The following is a 14,544-nucleotide window of genomic DNA, read 5'->3' on the forward strand; positions in this document are numbered from 1 at the left end:
GTCCAGCGCGAGTTAGAACCTTGCGATTCGTCAACGCTTCCAGCGTAAGGCCATGGTGCGATCGCACCATACCAAAGCCGCGCTCAGTGGCGACAATGGGATATTCGAAGTTCCGCTCCTCCAGTTACGGGCGGGAGCAGCGACCGCCGGCAAGAAACAGGGTCAGATTTACCCCAACGGACCTGTTTCGGCGATGGCGCGGCCATGACACGTTCTGGCTGCATGCAACGCGCTCCCGTCCGGCTTTTTTCTTTTAAAGCCGGTGGCTGCGATCGCCGAGCAGACGATGCCGGCCGGAATTCACGCAAGCTGCTGATTCCAGCGGCAAACCGCGGCCCATGCCGACAAAAGCCCGCGGCCGCTCCTTCTTAACCCGGCTGGACGTCGTTACCGGAGCGACATGAAACTGTCATGCGACTGTAATAATCGGGGGCTATTGGCCTCAGCGGGCGCCGGAGGAATGGCGCCGAGAGACCATATTCCGAACAGGAGCAGGCCACATGAGACATTTCATCCGCTCGGCGGCCGTTGCGATTGCAATGGCTGCGGCGACGACCACCCTCACCCTGTCCGCCGCGCTCGCCGCGGACATCTCCGGCGCCGGCGCCACCTTCCCCTACCCGATCTATGCGAAGTGGGCCGACACCTACAAGAAAGACACCGGCGTTGGCCTTAACTACCAGTCGATCGGTTCCGGCGGCGGCATCAAGCAGATCAAGGCCAAGACCGTTACCTTCGGCGCTTCGGATGCGCCGCTCAAGGGCGACGAGCTTGAAGCGACCGGACTGGCTCAGTTCCCGATGGTGATGGGCGGCATCGTTCCCGTCGTCAATCTCGAAGGCATCAAGCCGGGCGAGTTGGTTCTCGACGGCCCGACGCTGGCCGACATCTTCCTCGGCAAGATCACGAGCTGGGATGACGAAGCGATCAAGAAGCTCAATCCCGACGTCAAGCTGCCTTCGCAGGCGATCGCGGTCGTTCACCGTTCCGATGGTTCGGGCACGACGTTCAACTTCACCTATTACCTCGGCGACGTCAGCGCGGTCTGGAAAGAAAAGGTCGGCGTCGACAAGGCCGTGGAATGGCCGGTCGGCATCGGCGCCAAGGGCAATGAGGGCGTTGCCAACAACGTCTCCCAGACCGGCGGCGCGATCGGTTATGTCGAATATGCCTACGCCAAGCAGAACAAGCTCACCCACACCGATATGATCAACAAGGACGGCAAGAAGGTCGAGCCCACCGCGGCGGGGTTCTCGGCGGCAGCGGCCAATGCCGACTGGAGCTCGCAGCCGGGCTATGGCGTCATCCTCGCCAACGAGCCGGGCGCCGAGTCCTGGCCGATGACGGCGGCAACGTGGATCCTGCTCTACAAGAAGCCGGATGATGCCGCGACCACCGGCGAAGCGCTCAAATTCTTCGCCTGGGCATACGACAAGGGCGACGAGATGGCCGGCGAGCTGGACTACGTTCCGATGCCCGACAAGGTGGTTGAGAGCGTCAAGGCCATGTGGGCCAAGGAAGTCGTCGGCGACGACGGCAAGCCGCTCTACTCGGCTATGTAATCTCCTCCAGGGAGGGCGTCGATGGCGCCCTCCCTGTTGCCTTTAATCGCGAGGACCCAATGACCATCGCTTCCGATGCCGTGCCATCATCTGCAGCAGCCCGGGCCAGGGAAGCTACGGTGCGGCGCTTCGCGCTCACAGATGCCATATTCCGCGGACTCACCCGCGCTTCCGCAATTCTTGTGCTGGTCATCCTCGGCGGTGTCGCCATCTCGCTGTTTGCCGGCTCATGGCAGGCGCTGTCGTCGTTCGGTTTTTCTTTCCTGACGACTGAGAGCTGGAATCCCGTTACGGAAAAATTTGGCGCACTGGCGCCGATCTACGGCACGCTGGTGACGGCGGCCATTGCCATCCTGATCGCGGTTCCGATCGGCATCGGCATTGCAATCTTTCTCACCGAGCTCTGCCCGCGCCCGCTCAGGCGTCCTATCGGCATAGCGGTCGAGCTGTTGGCCGGCATTCCTTCGATCATCTACGGCATCTGGGGCCTGTTCGTGTTCGCGCCGTTCCTGCAGACGACGATACAGCCCTTCATCATCAACATCTTCCACGGCGTGCCGGGACTATCCAGCCTTTTCGCCGGCCCTCCTTACGGCATCGGCCTTCTGACCTCGGCGCTGATCCTCGCCATCATGGTGCTGCCCTTCATCACCTCGATCACCAAGGACGTCTTCGATACGGTGCCGGCGGTGCTGAAGGAATCGGCCTATGGCATCGGTTGCACGACCTGGGAAGTGACCCGGCGCGTGGTCATTCCCTATACCCGCATCGGTATCATGGGCGGCGTCATGCTTGGCCTCGGCCGGGCACTCGGCGAAACCATGGCGGTGACTTTCGTCATCGGCAACGCACATCGCATCAGTGCCTCCCTGTTCGCGCCGGGCACGACGATCTCGGCGACCATCGCCAATGAATTCACCGAGGCCGACGGCGACCTCTACACCTCCTCGCTGGTTTCGCTCGGCCTGATCCTCTTCGTCATCACCTTCCTGATCCTCGCCGCCGCCCGCTATATGCTGATGCGGATCGACGCCCGTACGGGAGCCTGACCGATGTCGACATCCTCATCGCTCCACAGCCGCCGCAAAGCCAGGAATTCGGTGATGATGGCGCTTTGCGTCGTCGCCGCCGGCATCGGGCTTGCCTGGCTGGCGCTCATTCTCGGCGCGTTGGTCTATAAGGGCACAGCCGGGCTTTCGCTCGCGGTCTTCACCGAGATGACGCCACCACCGGGCGAGGCCGGCGGCTTGCTCAATGCCATCACGGGCAGCCTGCTGATGACGATCATCGCCGTTGTCGTCGGCACGCCGATCGGCGTGCTGGCGGGAACCTACATGGCCGAGTATGGACGCTTTTCGCGCATCACCACCGTCGTCCGCTTCATCAACGACATCCTGTTGTCGGCGCCGTCGATCATCATAGGCTTGTTTGTCTATGAGCTGATGGTGCGGCCAATGGGACATTTCTCGGCCATTGCCGGCGCCGTTGCGCTTGCCATCCTGGTCATTCCGGTGGTCGTGCGCACCACTGAAGACATGCTCAACCTGGTGCCGAACGCGTTGCGTGAAGCCGGTGCCGCGATCGGCGCGCCACGCTGGGTGGTGATCCGTTCGGTCGCCTACCGCGCCGCATTGTCCGGCATCGTCACCGGCATATTGCTGGCGATAGCACGCATTTCCGGCGAGACGGCGCCGCTGCTCTTCACCGCGCTCAACAACCAGTTCTGGAGCAGCAATATCAACGCGCCGATGGCCAGCCTGCCGGTGACCATCTTCCAGTTCGCTCTCAGCCCTTACGAGGAATGGCAGCAACTGGCGTGGACCGGCGCACTCATAATCACCCTGACGGTTCTGGGCTTGAGCATCCTCGCCCGCAGCCTTACCGGACGCAGAGAGGACAGATGACACAGATGTTGTCCCCAGACATGACGATGGCCGAAACGGTCGCCGAGAAGACGAAGATCGAGGTCAAGAACCTCAACTTCTACTACGGCCAGAGCAAGGCGCTGAAGGACATCAGCCTGTCGCTGCCCGAGCGCAGCGTCACGGCCTTCATCGGCCCTTCGGGCTGCGGGAAATCGACGCTGCTGCGTGTGTTCAACCGCATCTATGAGCTCTACCCAAAACAGACGGCCGAGGGCCAGGTGCTGCTCGACGGCAAGAACATTCTCGACCGGTCGCAGGATCTCAACCTCCTCAGGACCAAGATCGGCATGGTGTTCCAGAAGCCGACGCCGTTCCCGATGTCGATCTACGAGAACATCGCCTTCGGCGTCAGGCTCTACGAGAACCTCGGCAAGTCCGAGATGGACGGCCGCGTCGAACAGGCGTTGAAGCGCGCCGCGCTGTGGAGCGAGGTCAAGGACAAGCTCAACGCCAGCGGCTTGAGCCTGTCCGGCGGCCAGCAGCAGCGGCTCTGTATCGCCCGCACCGTGGCGGTGAAGCCGGAAGTCATTCTGCTCGACGAACCGGCTTCGGCGCTCGACCCGCTGTCGACTGCCAAGATCGAGGAACTGATCGACGAATTGCAAGCCGACTACACGATCGTCATCGTCACCCACAACATGCAGCAGGCGGCGCGCGTGTCGCGCCAGACGGCGTTCATGTATCTGGGTGAACTGGTCGAGTTCGACCGGACCGAGAAGATATTCACGTCGCCCCGCGAGAAGCGCACGCAGGACTACATCACTGGCCGCTTCGGCTGAGCCGTTCCGATCATGCATATGAGGACAGGACCATGGGCGAACACACAGTCGCTTCTTTCGACGAGGATCTCGAGCAGATCAGCAAGCTGATCCGCGACATGGCCGACCTCGCCGGTTCGATGGTCGGCGGGGCAACCAAGGCGCTGTTGAATTCCGACAACGTGCTGGCGCAACGCGTCGTTTCCGACGACGCCATCATGGATGCGCGTCAACGCGAACTGGACGACCGCGCCATCACCCTGATCGCCAAACGCCAGCCGATGGCCCACGATCTTCGCCATGTGGTCGGAGCGATCCGCATGGCGGGCGACCTCGAACGCATCGGCGACCTTGCCAAGAATATCGCCAAGCGCGTGAGTGCGGTCGGCCTCAGCGCCACGCCGCGGGACCTGTCGCATTCCATCGACGCGATGGCGCAGCTGGTTCTCATCCAGGTGCAGGGTGTCATCGAGGAATATGCTGCAGGCGATGCGGCCGCGTTGGCCAAGCTTCGTGCCGCCGACGAGCGCATCGACGTTAAATACACGTCCGTGTTCCGCGAGCTGTTGACCTACATGATGGAAGATCCGCGCAACATCACCGCTTGCACGCACCTGCTGTTCTGCGCCAAGAATCTGGAGCGGATCGGCGACCATGTCACCAACATCGCCGAAAATGCGTATTATGTGCTGACCGGCGAGCAATTGCCGGTCAATCGTCCGAAGCAGGACGAAACGACAATGTCCGCACCGGTGACATGATGGGGGTGCCCAGCCGATGATCGCACCACGCATAATGGTGGTGGAGGACGAGGAGCCGTTGGGTGTGCTGCTCCGCTACAATCTCGAATCCGAAGGCTACCAGGTCGAGGTGGTGACACGCGGCGACGAAGCCGAGATCCGTTTGCAGGAGAATGTGCCCGACCTTTTGGTGCTCGACTGGATGATACCAGCGGTTTCCGGCATCGAGCTCTGTCGTCGGTTGCGGGTGCGCCCCGAAACCGAGCGGCTGCCGATCATCATGCTGACCGCGCGCGGCGAGGAGAGCGACCGGGTGCGCGGTCTTTCGACCGGCGCCGACGACTATCTGGTCAAGCCGTTTTCGACACCGGAATTCATGGCCAGGGTCAAGGCGCTGCTGCGGCGCGCCAAGCCGGAAGTGCTGTCCAGCGTGCTGAAGGTCGGCGACATCGTGCTCGATCGCGAATCGCACAGGGTCTATCGCAAGAAGAGCGAAATCAGGCTCGGGCCGACCGAATTCCGGCTGCTCGAGTTCATGATGCGGCATCCGGGCCGTGTCTTCTCGCGCAGCCAGTTACTCGATAATGTCTGGGGGGAGACAATCTACATCGACGAACGCACCGTCGACGTGCATGTCGGGCGGCTGCGCAAAGCCGTCAACAACGGCCGGATGCCGGATGTCATCCGCACCATCCGCGGCGCCGGCTATGCGATCAGGGAAGATTGACCCGCCTGGTCAGGCTACGTTCTTTCTGACGCTGGGCCTCATTTGCGCGCCCGGCGCGAAAATCTCCTGGTCGACGAAGCTTAACGCCCGCATCGCGCAGCCTTCGCGGATCAGAGGCAATTCGTTCGGCTCTGTATCGAAGGAGATCGAGCCTGAATGCTGGCCGCCGGCGGTCTGGGCGATTGCCTTCCGCAAGGCCGGCTCGATCAGATCGAAGGCGGCGGCACTGGCGCCGACCATCGCGACCGGTGCCGGATCGATCAGCGCGAACAGCGAGCCGAGACCGAAACCCAGCGCTTCGCCGGCCTTGCGGTAGGCCTCGCGTTCCGGCCCATCTTTCTCGCGCGCCCGGGCCGCCAGTGCGCGCATGTCGGCGTCGCTGACGTCGGCGACCGGTTCGCTGTCTTCGCTCATCTGCCTGGCGTTGCGCCAGATGGCGTAGTTGCCGGCATACGCCTCGATGCAGCCGCGCCGCCCGCAACGGCAGAGCGCGCCGCCCGGACGATGGATCATGTGGCCAAATTCGCCGCCCGAGGAATGCGTCCCGGTGAACAGTTCGCCCTTCAGCACCAGCCCCATGCCGATGCCATGCGAAAGCAGGATGGCGATGAAGTCATCGCGATAGCGATCCGGATTGCGCCAGCGCAAAGCCACCGCCATCATGTTGCAGTCGTTCTCCACCGTTGCCGGGATGCCGAATTCGTCCTCCAGCATGTCGGCAAAGGCGATGTCGGTCTGCGGCGTGATCGGCGACCACAGCATGGCGCGTGCAGGGGAGTCGGTAATGCCCTGAATCGCCAGGGCGATGCGGGCGACACTGCGGACGTCAAGATCTGGATCCTGCAGCCGGCGCCGGACGATGGCCATGCATTCACGGATCAGCTCGTCGCGCGGCATAGTCAGCGTGTCCAGCCGGCGCTGTTCCTCGGCGACCACCTGTCCCGTGTAGTCGATAATGGCGGCCGAAAGGAAATTCAGCGACAACACCACGGTCAGCACCGCCGCCGCTTCCGGGTTGAGGGCGAGGCCGACTTGCGGACGACCGCGTTTCAACGAAACGGGCTCACTTGGCTTGCTCTCGGCGAGGATGCCTTCCCGTATCAGGTCGGAAGAAATCGCCGATATGGTCGAATGACTGAGGCCGGTGGTAGCTGCGATCTCAGTACGCGATGGCTGGCCGGCCCGGCGCACCGCCGAGATCACCATCGCCCGGTTGCGCCGGCGCAAATCGTCATGGCGGATTCCGACCGACATTGTTTTGCTTTCCTCCCGGTTGCCGCGGCCGCTCATGAACCGGAAGCCGTCGGTAATGTCCGACAAATAGTGTCGGATGAGGCAAATAGTGTCAGATGCAGGTGGCGCTGTCATCGTTTATTCCGACGCTCGAAAAAACTCGCAGAGTCATCAAAATCCATCAGAATCGATGTTGACAGCAGCCGGAGATCGGACCAGTATTTTTTCGAGGCTCGAAAAAATTAGAGCTTCTAAGCTGGTCTTTGAGCCAATTGGTCACGCCGTACGCGGCGCAGGGAGGATATGATGAAGAAATTCACGACCGCCATTCTGGCGGGTGTCGCCATGACGCTGGCGCTGGCGTCGGTGGCGCAGGCTAAAGACAAGGTCATCGGCGTTTCCTGGTCGAACTTCCAGGAAGAGCGCTGGAAGACCGACGAGGCCGCAATGAAGGCGGCCATCGAGGCCGCAGGCGACAAGTATATTTCCGCCGACGCACAGTCCAACCCCGGCAAGCAGCTCACCGACGTCGAGAGCCTGATCTCGCAGGGCGCCAACGCACTGATCATCCTGGCGCAGGACGCCTCGGCCATCGGGCCGGCCGTGCAAAAGGCGCTGGACGAAGGTATTCCGGTTGTCGGCTACGACCGGCTGATCGAGAACAAGGACGTCTTTTACCTGACCTTCGACAACAAGGAAGTCGGCCGCATGCAGGCCCGGGAAGTCTTCAAGGTGAAGCCGGAAGGCAACTATGTCTTCATCAAGGGTTCGGGTTCCGATCCGAATGCCGATTTCCTGTTTGCCGGTTCGATGGAGGTGCTGAAGGCGGCAATAGACAGCGGCAAGATCAAGAATGTCGGCGAGGCCTATACCGACGGCTGGCTGCCGGCCAACGCTCAGAAGAACATGGAACAGTTCCTGACCGCCAACGACAACAAGGTCGATGCCGTGGTCGCGGCCAATGACGGCACTGCCGGCGGCGTCGTCGCCGCGCTGACAGCGCAAGGGCTGGCCGGATCGGTTCCGGTTTCGGGCCAGGACGGCGACCACGCCGCGCTGAACCGCATCGCGCTCGGCACACAGACCGTGTCGGTGTGGAAGGATGCGCGCGAGCTCGGCAAGAATGCCGCCGAGATCGCCTCGCAGCTGGCCGACGGCAAGCAGATGACCGACATTGCCGGCGTGAAGGATTTCACCACGCCCGGCGGCAATACCGTCAAGTCGCTGTTCCTGACCCCGGTCGCCATCACCAAGGACAACCTCAACGTCGTCATCGACGCCGGCTGGATCAAGAAAGAAGAGGTCTGCGCCGGCGTGACGGCTGGCACTGTTGCAGTCTGCAACTGAGCCGACGTTTCCGAGAAGTCCGAACGCCGCGGCCGCTCGCCGCGGCGTTTTTCAACAAGAGTTGTTTTTCCGCTTCCGGCGGATAACTTCTAGGCTGCTTCCGGCATCCGCGGCAGACGGCAACCCGGCGGGAGAAACATCATGACCGACACCACGTCCAACACGCCGGTCGACAGCACGGCAGACCGGGCACGGGAATCCGAGCTCGGCATCGTTGCCCGATTTCTCAAGGCAACCGAACTCGACACGCGCATGCTCGGCATGGTCGGCGCGCTGCTGGTCATCTGGGTCGGCCTGCATGTCATTTCCAGCGTACGGCTCGGCGTCAATCCGTTCGACTTCGACAGCCGGACCTTCCTGACGCCACGCAATCTCTGGAACCTGTCGGTGCAGACTTCCGCCGTGGCCATAATGGCCGCCGGAATGGTGCTGGTTATCGTCATGCGCAATATCGACCTGTCGGTCGGTTCCGCCGAAGGTCTGATCGGCGTGGTCATGGGCTTTGCGCAGGTGCATTTCCTGGTGCGAATGATCGGTCTGCAATTAGGCAATCCCTGGATCTGGATCCTGGCACTGGCCATCGGCCTGGCGCTTGGCCTTCTGATCGGAGCGTTCCAGGGATACATCATCGCTTATCTCGAGGTGCCGGCCTTCATCGTGACGCTGGGCGGCCTTCTGGTCTGGCGGGGTGCCGCATGGTGGGTCGCCAGCGGTCAGACGATTGCGCCGCTTGATGCCACTTTCCAGCTGATGGGGGGCGGGCCGGCGGGTTCGATCGGCGCGCGATGGAGCTGGATCGTCGGAATTGTCGCGTGCCTAGCGGTTGTGTTCATGCTGCTCAACGGGCGGGTGCAGCGCAAGCGGTTCCGCTTTCCGTTGCGCCCGATCTGGGCCGAGACGTTCCTCGGTGTCCTCACCTGCGCTGCCATCATGGGCGCCATATGGCTTGCCAATTCCTATCCTTGGCCGGTCGGCATCGTGAACAGATATGCGGCGGCCAACAATATAACGGTTCCCGAAGGCGGGCTGTTCATCGCCCATGGCATCGCCATACCCGTGCTGATGGCTGTAGCCGTAGGGCTGATCATGACCTTCATCGCCAAGCGTACCCGTTTCGGCCGCTATGTCTTCGCCATCGGCGGCAATCCGGAAGCAGCCAACCTTGCCGGTATCAACACGCGCTGGGTGACCATGAAGGTGTTCATGATCATGGGCGTGCTGGCGACGATCGCCGCGGCGATCTCGTCAGCCAGGCAGAACTCGTCGACCAATGCGCTGGGCACGTTGGACGAGCTGCTGGTCATCGCGGCGGCGGTGATCGGCGGCACGTCGCTCGCCGGCGGCTCCGGCACAGTGCTCGGCGCCATGCCCGGCGCGCTTTTGATGCAGTCGCTGCAGTCCGGCATGGTGCTGCTCGGCATCGATTCACCGCTGCAGAGCATCGTTGTCGGCGCCGTGCTGGTGCTCGCGGTGTGGCTCGATACCGTCTATCGCAAACGTGTGTAGGGAGGAGGAACGATCATGGCAGACAAAACCGCTCCCACGGGCACGCCGCTGATCGACATGCGCAACATCTCCATCGCTTTCGGCGGCATTCGCGCCGTCGACGATGCCTCTGTCGACCTTTTCCCGGGCGAGGTGATGGCTTTGCTCGGTCACAACGGTGCCGGCAAATCGACGTTGATAAAAATCCTGTCCGGCGCCTACAAGCGCGATGCGGGCCAGATTTTGGTCAACGGCGAGGAGGCTTCGATCTCCAATCCCCGCGACGCCAAGAAGTACGGCATCGAGACGATCTACCAGACGCTGGCGCTGGCCGACAATGTCGATGCGGCCGCCAACCTGTTTCTCGGCCGCGAGCTGATGACCGGCTGGGGAACGCTCGACGACGTCGCCATGGAGGCCGAGGCGCGCAAAGTGATGGGCAGGCTCAATCCGCGTTTCCAACGCTTCAAGGAGCCGGTGGTAAAGCTTTCGGGCGGCCAGCGGCAGTCGGTGGCGATCGCCCGCGCCATCCTGTTCAATGCTCGCATCCTGATCATGGACGAGCCGACGGCTGCACTCGGGCCGCAAGAGACGGCGCAGGTCGGCGAACTGGTCAGGCAGCTCAAGGCCGACGGCATCGGCATCTTCCTGATCAGCCATGATATTCACGACGTGTTCGAGCTTGCCGACCGTGTCTGCGTCATGAAGAACGGTCGGGTTGTCGGAACGGCGCGCACAACCGACGTCACCCAGGACGAGGTGCTCGGCATGATCATCCTCGGCAAGTGCCCACCCCGCGCCATTCCGGGGCCGGGCGCGCTGAAGATCGCCGCATGAACGAGAATTAGCCGGCTAATCACACGCCGCCAAAATGTGCCAGCCGTCACCATGCTTTGGCCTCGCCATTGTGTTGGCGTCAGGACTTGCCCATAAAGATGCCGAACCGTCCACGGGACGTATCAGCAATTGAAGAAGCTTTTTCCGACCGTCGCTTTTATCGCCGTCGCGCTGATCAGCCTGACGATGGCGGGTTTTGCCTATTTTGCCACCCAGGAGGCGGCCCGCATTAAATTCGAGGCGACGGCAGACGACGCGCTTAACCGGATCGAAAGCCGCATCGACCTGGACCTGTCGCTGCTGCGTTCGACCCGGGCGCTGTTCGACGCACGCAATGGCGGTATCTCGCAGGGCGAGTTCAAGGCTTTCTTCAACGCGCTCGACGTCGACAATAATTTCGCCGGCCTGCGCGGCATCGGTTTCCTCCGCCTGGCGAAAACTGGCAACGAGGCGGCGGTCGAGCGCGACATCCTGCACGATCACGGCGCAAGCCATCCGATCTATCCCGACACGAACTTACCGTGGCGTACGCCCATCGTGCTGTTCGAACCGCTGGATCCGTCCAACAAATCCAGCATCGGCTACGACATGTTCACCGGGCCGGCGCGGCGCGAGGCGATCGAAAAGGCGATGGCCGACGACCAGCAGCACGCCAGCGGGCTCGTGCAGTTCGGCAAGGATACGGGTGCCGCGCAGACCTTTACCGGGTTCCTCGTCTTCGTCCGGCTCAATGTCGAAACCGCGCCGGACGCCGTGAACGCGACGAGATCCTCGACTGCCGGCTTCCTTTATGCGGCCTTCCGCGCCCGTGATCTGTTCCAGGCTGCGCTCAGCCGGGCACCATTGCTGCCGGTCAACACCGAGATCTATGACGGCACGGTGGACAGCGACAACCTGCTGTTCCAATCGGAAACGCCGCCTGTTTCGAGCCTCGGCGACAGGCTGCTGGTCACCCGCAAGGTCACCGTCGCCGGCCGGCCGTGGGTCGTCCTGTTCAGGCCGACAAGTGCTTTCTCGCAACCTTCCTCGCGCGCCATCCCGGTGATGCTCGGATTGTTCGGACTGCTGCTTGCGGGCGCCATCGCGCTGGTGGCCCGCTATCAGGAGCGGGCCTATGAGGCGGTCTCGCTGCTTCACGAAACGACCGAAAAGAGCCTGCTGGAAAAAGACCTGATGCTGCAGGAGATGAAGCATCGCATCAAGAACTCGATCACGCGGGTGCTGGCAATCGCGCGCCAGACAGCATCGCACACCACCGACGTCCAGGAATTCTCGGCTTCTTTCTCGGCCCGGCTGCAGGCGATGGCGGCTTCCCAGGACATGCTGACGCGCTCACGCTGGCAGAAAGCCGATCTCGGCGACCTGCTGCGCATCGAGCTAGGCCAGGTGTTCGGCAGCGAGCTTCCTGAAGGGCTGCTGTCGGGACCGCAGATTCTTCTCGATGAAAAGACGACGCAGGCACTCGGCCTCGTCTTTCACGAACTGGCGACGAATGCGCTGAAGCATGGCGAAGCCGGCAATTCAGTCGGTGCGCTGAAGGTCGACTGGTCGCTCGAAGCCCGTAGCGGCACCCGGACATTGGCTCTCAACTGGCGCGAGGCCGGTCAGAAGAAGCTTGAGAGACCGGCAAAGAGTGGTTTTGGCACCAGACTGATCGATCTCAACGTCACGCGCGAATTGCGTGGCACAATCAGGCGCGATTTTCGCGAAGATGGCTTGAACGTGGAAATCAAGGTTCCGCTGCCGGCCTGAAACGCCGTCTCGTGGGCCGCATCGCAACAGCGCTTTAAAGAGCAAACGCGGAGACAGGTGGCCTGCCTCCGCGTTTGCTGTTCGCCTGGAGCTCGAAACTAGTTGCAGCGAGCTGTGTAAATCCGGCCGTGACGATCTCTGTATTGGCAGTAGCCATTTTGCAGCCGGCGAACGAGCAGACCGCCAATCGCACCAGCGCCGGCGCCGATCAAAGCGCCCTTACCGCCGCCGACAGCGCCACCAATGAGCGCGCCGCCCACAGTGCCGATACCCACGTTCTCTTCCGTGGTGGTGCAGCCGCTGACCGCAACCACGGCAACCATGGCAATAATCATCTTCCGCATGGAGTCATCCTCACTTTTGTCCTCACTTTAATAAGCTCCAGCCGCCATTTAGCATGAAAGTACGGCCTTTGCCCGCACGATTTCATTGTTGATTAAGATAGTCTTTTTCGGGGCGTGCGCCGTTCGATGCTACCACGAACCCGGAAATCTCCAAGGACGCATCGAGCGTGCCGTTGGGGCGCACGTTCCAGACGATCCTGTCATGGTCGTTCTCGAGCGCCGGATCGACGGCAAGGCATCTGGCGCCGACATGTTGGGCCTGGCCCTGCAGGTCAGCGACCGCGAACGGGCACGGCCGAGCACTCGGGCAGTGGTTTCAAAGCGATCAAGCAGAGGCGAGTTCGATTCAGATCAGTTGGGACGCGGCGGTCAGGACGATCGCGGCCATAAGCGCGACGGCGGCGAAGCGCAGGGGCGAAGCACGAGGCGCGGGCGTTGCGGGCGCGTCGGGATCCTGAAAACCGCCCATCGAGACGCGAGCGGCCTGTTCCAGTCTGTTCACGTCTGCAGCCGTCAACGCCCATCCCTTCACTTTGTGCCAAACTCAATCCGGCGGATCGGCACGTTCGCACAGGATCGGACTTTATGGTGAACAGTCGGTTAAAGATGGCGATGCGCAGCAAGCCTTCGCGCGGCGACCGCCGCTCGTTAATCCGTCTCGAAATTACCGTGAGGAACGACAAGGCGGTATTCGAGGCGGTTCCCGGTGATCTCAAGGGTCGCCGTTCCATTCAATGAAGTGGGCACGACGCGTTCGAGCGCGACGCTGCCAAAACGCTTCTCACTGCGCTGATTGTCGTTGGCTCCGATCACTTCGGCCCATGTCAGCGACAGCGCAGGCTCGCCAGCGGAAGCTGCCGTCAGATCGGCCGTCACCTCGACGAAACCGTCGCTGCGCGACAGTGCGCCATAGCTGACCGAATTGACGGCGAGCTCATGCATGGCCAAGCCGATGTGCAAGGCGGCATTGGGGTTGAGATATGGATTTGCGCCGCGGAAACGTAGGCTGTGCAAGGGATCCGCGCCGTACCTGCCGACCTGACCGGAAACCAGCTCGCGCAGCGCCGCTCCCCGCCAGTTGGATGACGTAACCAAATCCTGCGAGGAGGCCAGCGACTGCAATCGGCCCCGGAAGCGCGTCAGGAAATCGTCAATGCTGCCGGAATAACGGCCCGTCTGGGTGGCGATGCTCTGGATGATGGCCAAAAGGTTCTTGGAGCGATGACTGACTTCGCGCAGCAGCGCCTTCAACGTCTGCTCCCGGCGTTTCTGCTCGGTTGTTTCGACCATGGTGGTCACGACGCCCTGCACCGCGCCGGTCTCGCTGCGGTCGGCGTCTATCCACACCTGAAACCAGCGGGCGCCGTCATCGGCCGGCACACTGAGCTCAAGATGTTGAGGATTGCCGGAGACGATGACGTCGTGCTTGGCGGCGCCGATACGCTCTGCCTGCGCCGGCGGCAAGATGCCGTTGTTGTCGGAGGCATCGGAAGTCCAGGGCGCGCGCATGTTGCGCGCCCACACCGTCTTCATCTCGCGATCCTGGTACAGGACGGAAATCCCGGCATTGTGCAGTGCATGGAGAAGGGCCCGACCAAGCTGCATCCCGCTTTCGGCGGGATGCAAAGCGATGATCTCATCACTCTGGCCGCGGTCTTTCATTTTTCCGACTCTGGAACGCATCGGTCAATTTGCTCAACCCATGTCGGGCTGAACGGTTCGCGGAAAAATGGGTTCCAAAAGGAGGAGGTTCGTATCAAACCTTAAAAAGCGGTCCGCCGAGCGGCATCCCGTTGGAGGACACTGCCCGGCGGTGGCTGGAAACCGTTTGAGG

General features: G+C 62.1%; 14 protein-coding genes. 10 read left to right on the top strand and 4 right to left on the bottom strand.

Annotated features, from left to right (window positions below; genetic code table 11):
• The first annotated feature begins 500 nt into the window (after nt 1-500).
• Genes pstS through phoB form a run of 6 tightly spaced genes read left to right on the top strand, consistent with a single transcriptional unit; the run spans nt 501 to nt 5,712 of the window.
• Nucleotides 501-1,562 (top strand): phosphate ABC transporter substrate-binding protein PstS, encoded by a 1,062-nt coding sequence (pstS, locus tag NKI39_RS08655; protein WP_352685935.1) that lies wholly within the window; start codon nt 501-503, stop codon nt 1,560-1,562.
• Between the two features lie 59 nt (nt 1,563-1,621).
• Nucleotides 1,622-2,611: a phosphate ABC transporter permease subunit PstC gene (gene pstC, locus NKI39_RS08660; RefSeq protein WP_352831423.1), complete on the top strand. Its 990-nt coding sequence runs from the start codon at nt 1,622-1,624 to the stop codon at nt 2,609-2,611.
• Between the two features lie 3 nt (nt 2,612-2,614).
• On the top strand, nt 2,615-3,466 hold the full coding sequence (pstA, locus tag NKI39_RS08665) for a phosphate ABC transporter permease PstA (protein WP_352613520.1): 852 nt from the start codon (nt 2,615-2,617) through the stop codon (nt 3,464-3,466).
• Nucleotides 3,463-4,266, top strand: a complete 804-nt coding sequence (gene pstB / locus NKI39_RS08670; RefSeq protein WP_352451144.1) for a phosphate ABC transporter ATP-binding protein PstB — start codon at nt 3,463-3,465, stop codon at nt 4,264-4,266. The genes pstA and pstB overlap by 4 nt, the downstream gene beginning before the upstream one ends.
• Nucleotides 4,267-4,298: 32 nt before the next feature.
• Nucleotides 4,299-5,006: a phosphate signaling complex protein PhoU gene (gene phoU / locus NKI39_RS08675; protein WP_023678534.1), complete on the top strand. Its 708-nt coding sequence runs from the start codon at nt 4,299-4,301 to the stop codon at nt 5,004-5,006.
• A gap of 16 nt (nt 5,007-5,022) precedes the next feature.
• Nucleotides 5,023-5,712 (top strand): phosphate regulon transcriptional regulator PhoB, encoded by a 690-nt coding sequence (gene phoB / locus NKI39_RS08680; protein ID WP_031212149.1) that lies wholly within the window; start codon nt 5,023-5,025, stop codon nt 5,710-5,712.
• Between the two features lie 9 nt (nt 5,713-5,721).
• On the opposite strand, the gene NKI39_RS08685 is transcribed toward phoB, so the two are convergent.
• Entirely contained in the window at nt 5,722-6,966 is a 1,245-nt protein-coding gene (locus NKI39_RS08685) for an ROK family protein (protein WP_352685931.1), read from the bottom strand.
• 285 nt (nt 6,967-7,251) lie between these two features.
• Here NKI39_RS08685 and xylF point away from each other — a divergent pair, with 285 nt between their 5' ends.
• From xylF to NKI39_RS08705, 4 genes are all read left to right on the top strand, one after another.
• On the top strand, nt 7,252-8,292 hold the full coding sequence (gene xylF, locus NKI39_RS08690; protein ID WP_352685929.1) for a D-xylose ABC transporter substrate-binding protein: 1,041 nt from the start codon (nt 7,252-7,254) through the stop codon (nt 8,290-8,292).
• Between the two features lie 141 nt (nt 8,293-8,433).
• Nucleotides 8,434-9,798 carry a sugar ABC transporter permease gene (locus NKI39_RS08695; protein ID WP_352831425.1) on the top strand — a complete coding sequence of 455 codons (1,365 nt, stop codon included), beginning with the start codon at nt 8,434-8,436 and terminating at the stop codon, nt 9,796-9,798.
• Nucleotides 9,799-9,813: 15 nt separating this feature from the next.
• Nucleotides 9,814-10,614 carry an ATP-binding cassette domain-containing protein gene (locus NKI39_RS08700; RefSeq protein ID WP_352831427.1) on the top strand — a complete coding sequence of 267 codons (801 nt, stop codon included), beginning with the start codon at nt 9,814-9,816 and terminating at the stop codon, nt 10,612-10,614.
• Nucleotides 10,615-10,743: 129 nt separating this feature from the next.
• A complete protein-coding gene (locus NKI39_RS08705; protein WP_352821298.1) occupies nt 10,744-12,366 on the top strand; it encodes a CHASE domain-containing protein in 1,623 nt (540 codons plus the stop codon).
• 98 nt (nt 12,367-12,464) lie between these two features.
• Here NKI39_RS08705 and NKI39_RS08710 read toward each other — a convergent pair whose 3' ends face one another.
• The 3 genes from NKI39_RS08710 to NKI39_RS08720 all read right to left on the bottom strand — a co-directional run bounded on the left by NKI39_RS08710 (nt 12,465) and on the right by NKI39_RS08720 (nt 14,393).
• A complete protein-coding gene (locus NKI39_RS08710) occupies nt 12,465-12,710 on the bottom strand; it encodes a YMGG-like glycine zipper-containing protein (RefSeq protein WP_006328050.1) in 246 nt (81 codons plus the stop codon).
• Nucleotides 12,711-13,056: 346 nt separating this feature from the next.
• Nucleotides 13,057-13,227 (bottom strand): hypothetical protein, encoded by a 171-nt coding sequence (locus NKI39_RS08715; protein ID WP_352685923.1) that lies wholly within the window; start codon nt 13,225-13,227, stop codon nt 13,057-13,059.
• Between the two features lie 131 nt (nt 13,228-13,358).
• Nucleotides 13,359-14,393, bottom strand: a complete 1,035-nt coding sequence (locus NKI39_RS08720; protein WP_352451150.1) for a sensor histidine kinase — start codon at nt 14,391-14,393, stop codon at nt 13,359-13,361.
• Between the last annotated feature and the right edge of the window lie 151 nt (nt 14,394-14,544).

It is taken from the genome of Mesorhizobium sp. M0664, from assembly GCF_040320565.1.
In the GTDB taxonomy this organism is placed as follows: domain Bacteria; phylum Pseudomonadota; class Alphaproteobacteria; order Rhizobiales; family Rhizobiaceae; genus Mesorhizobium.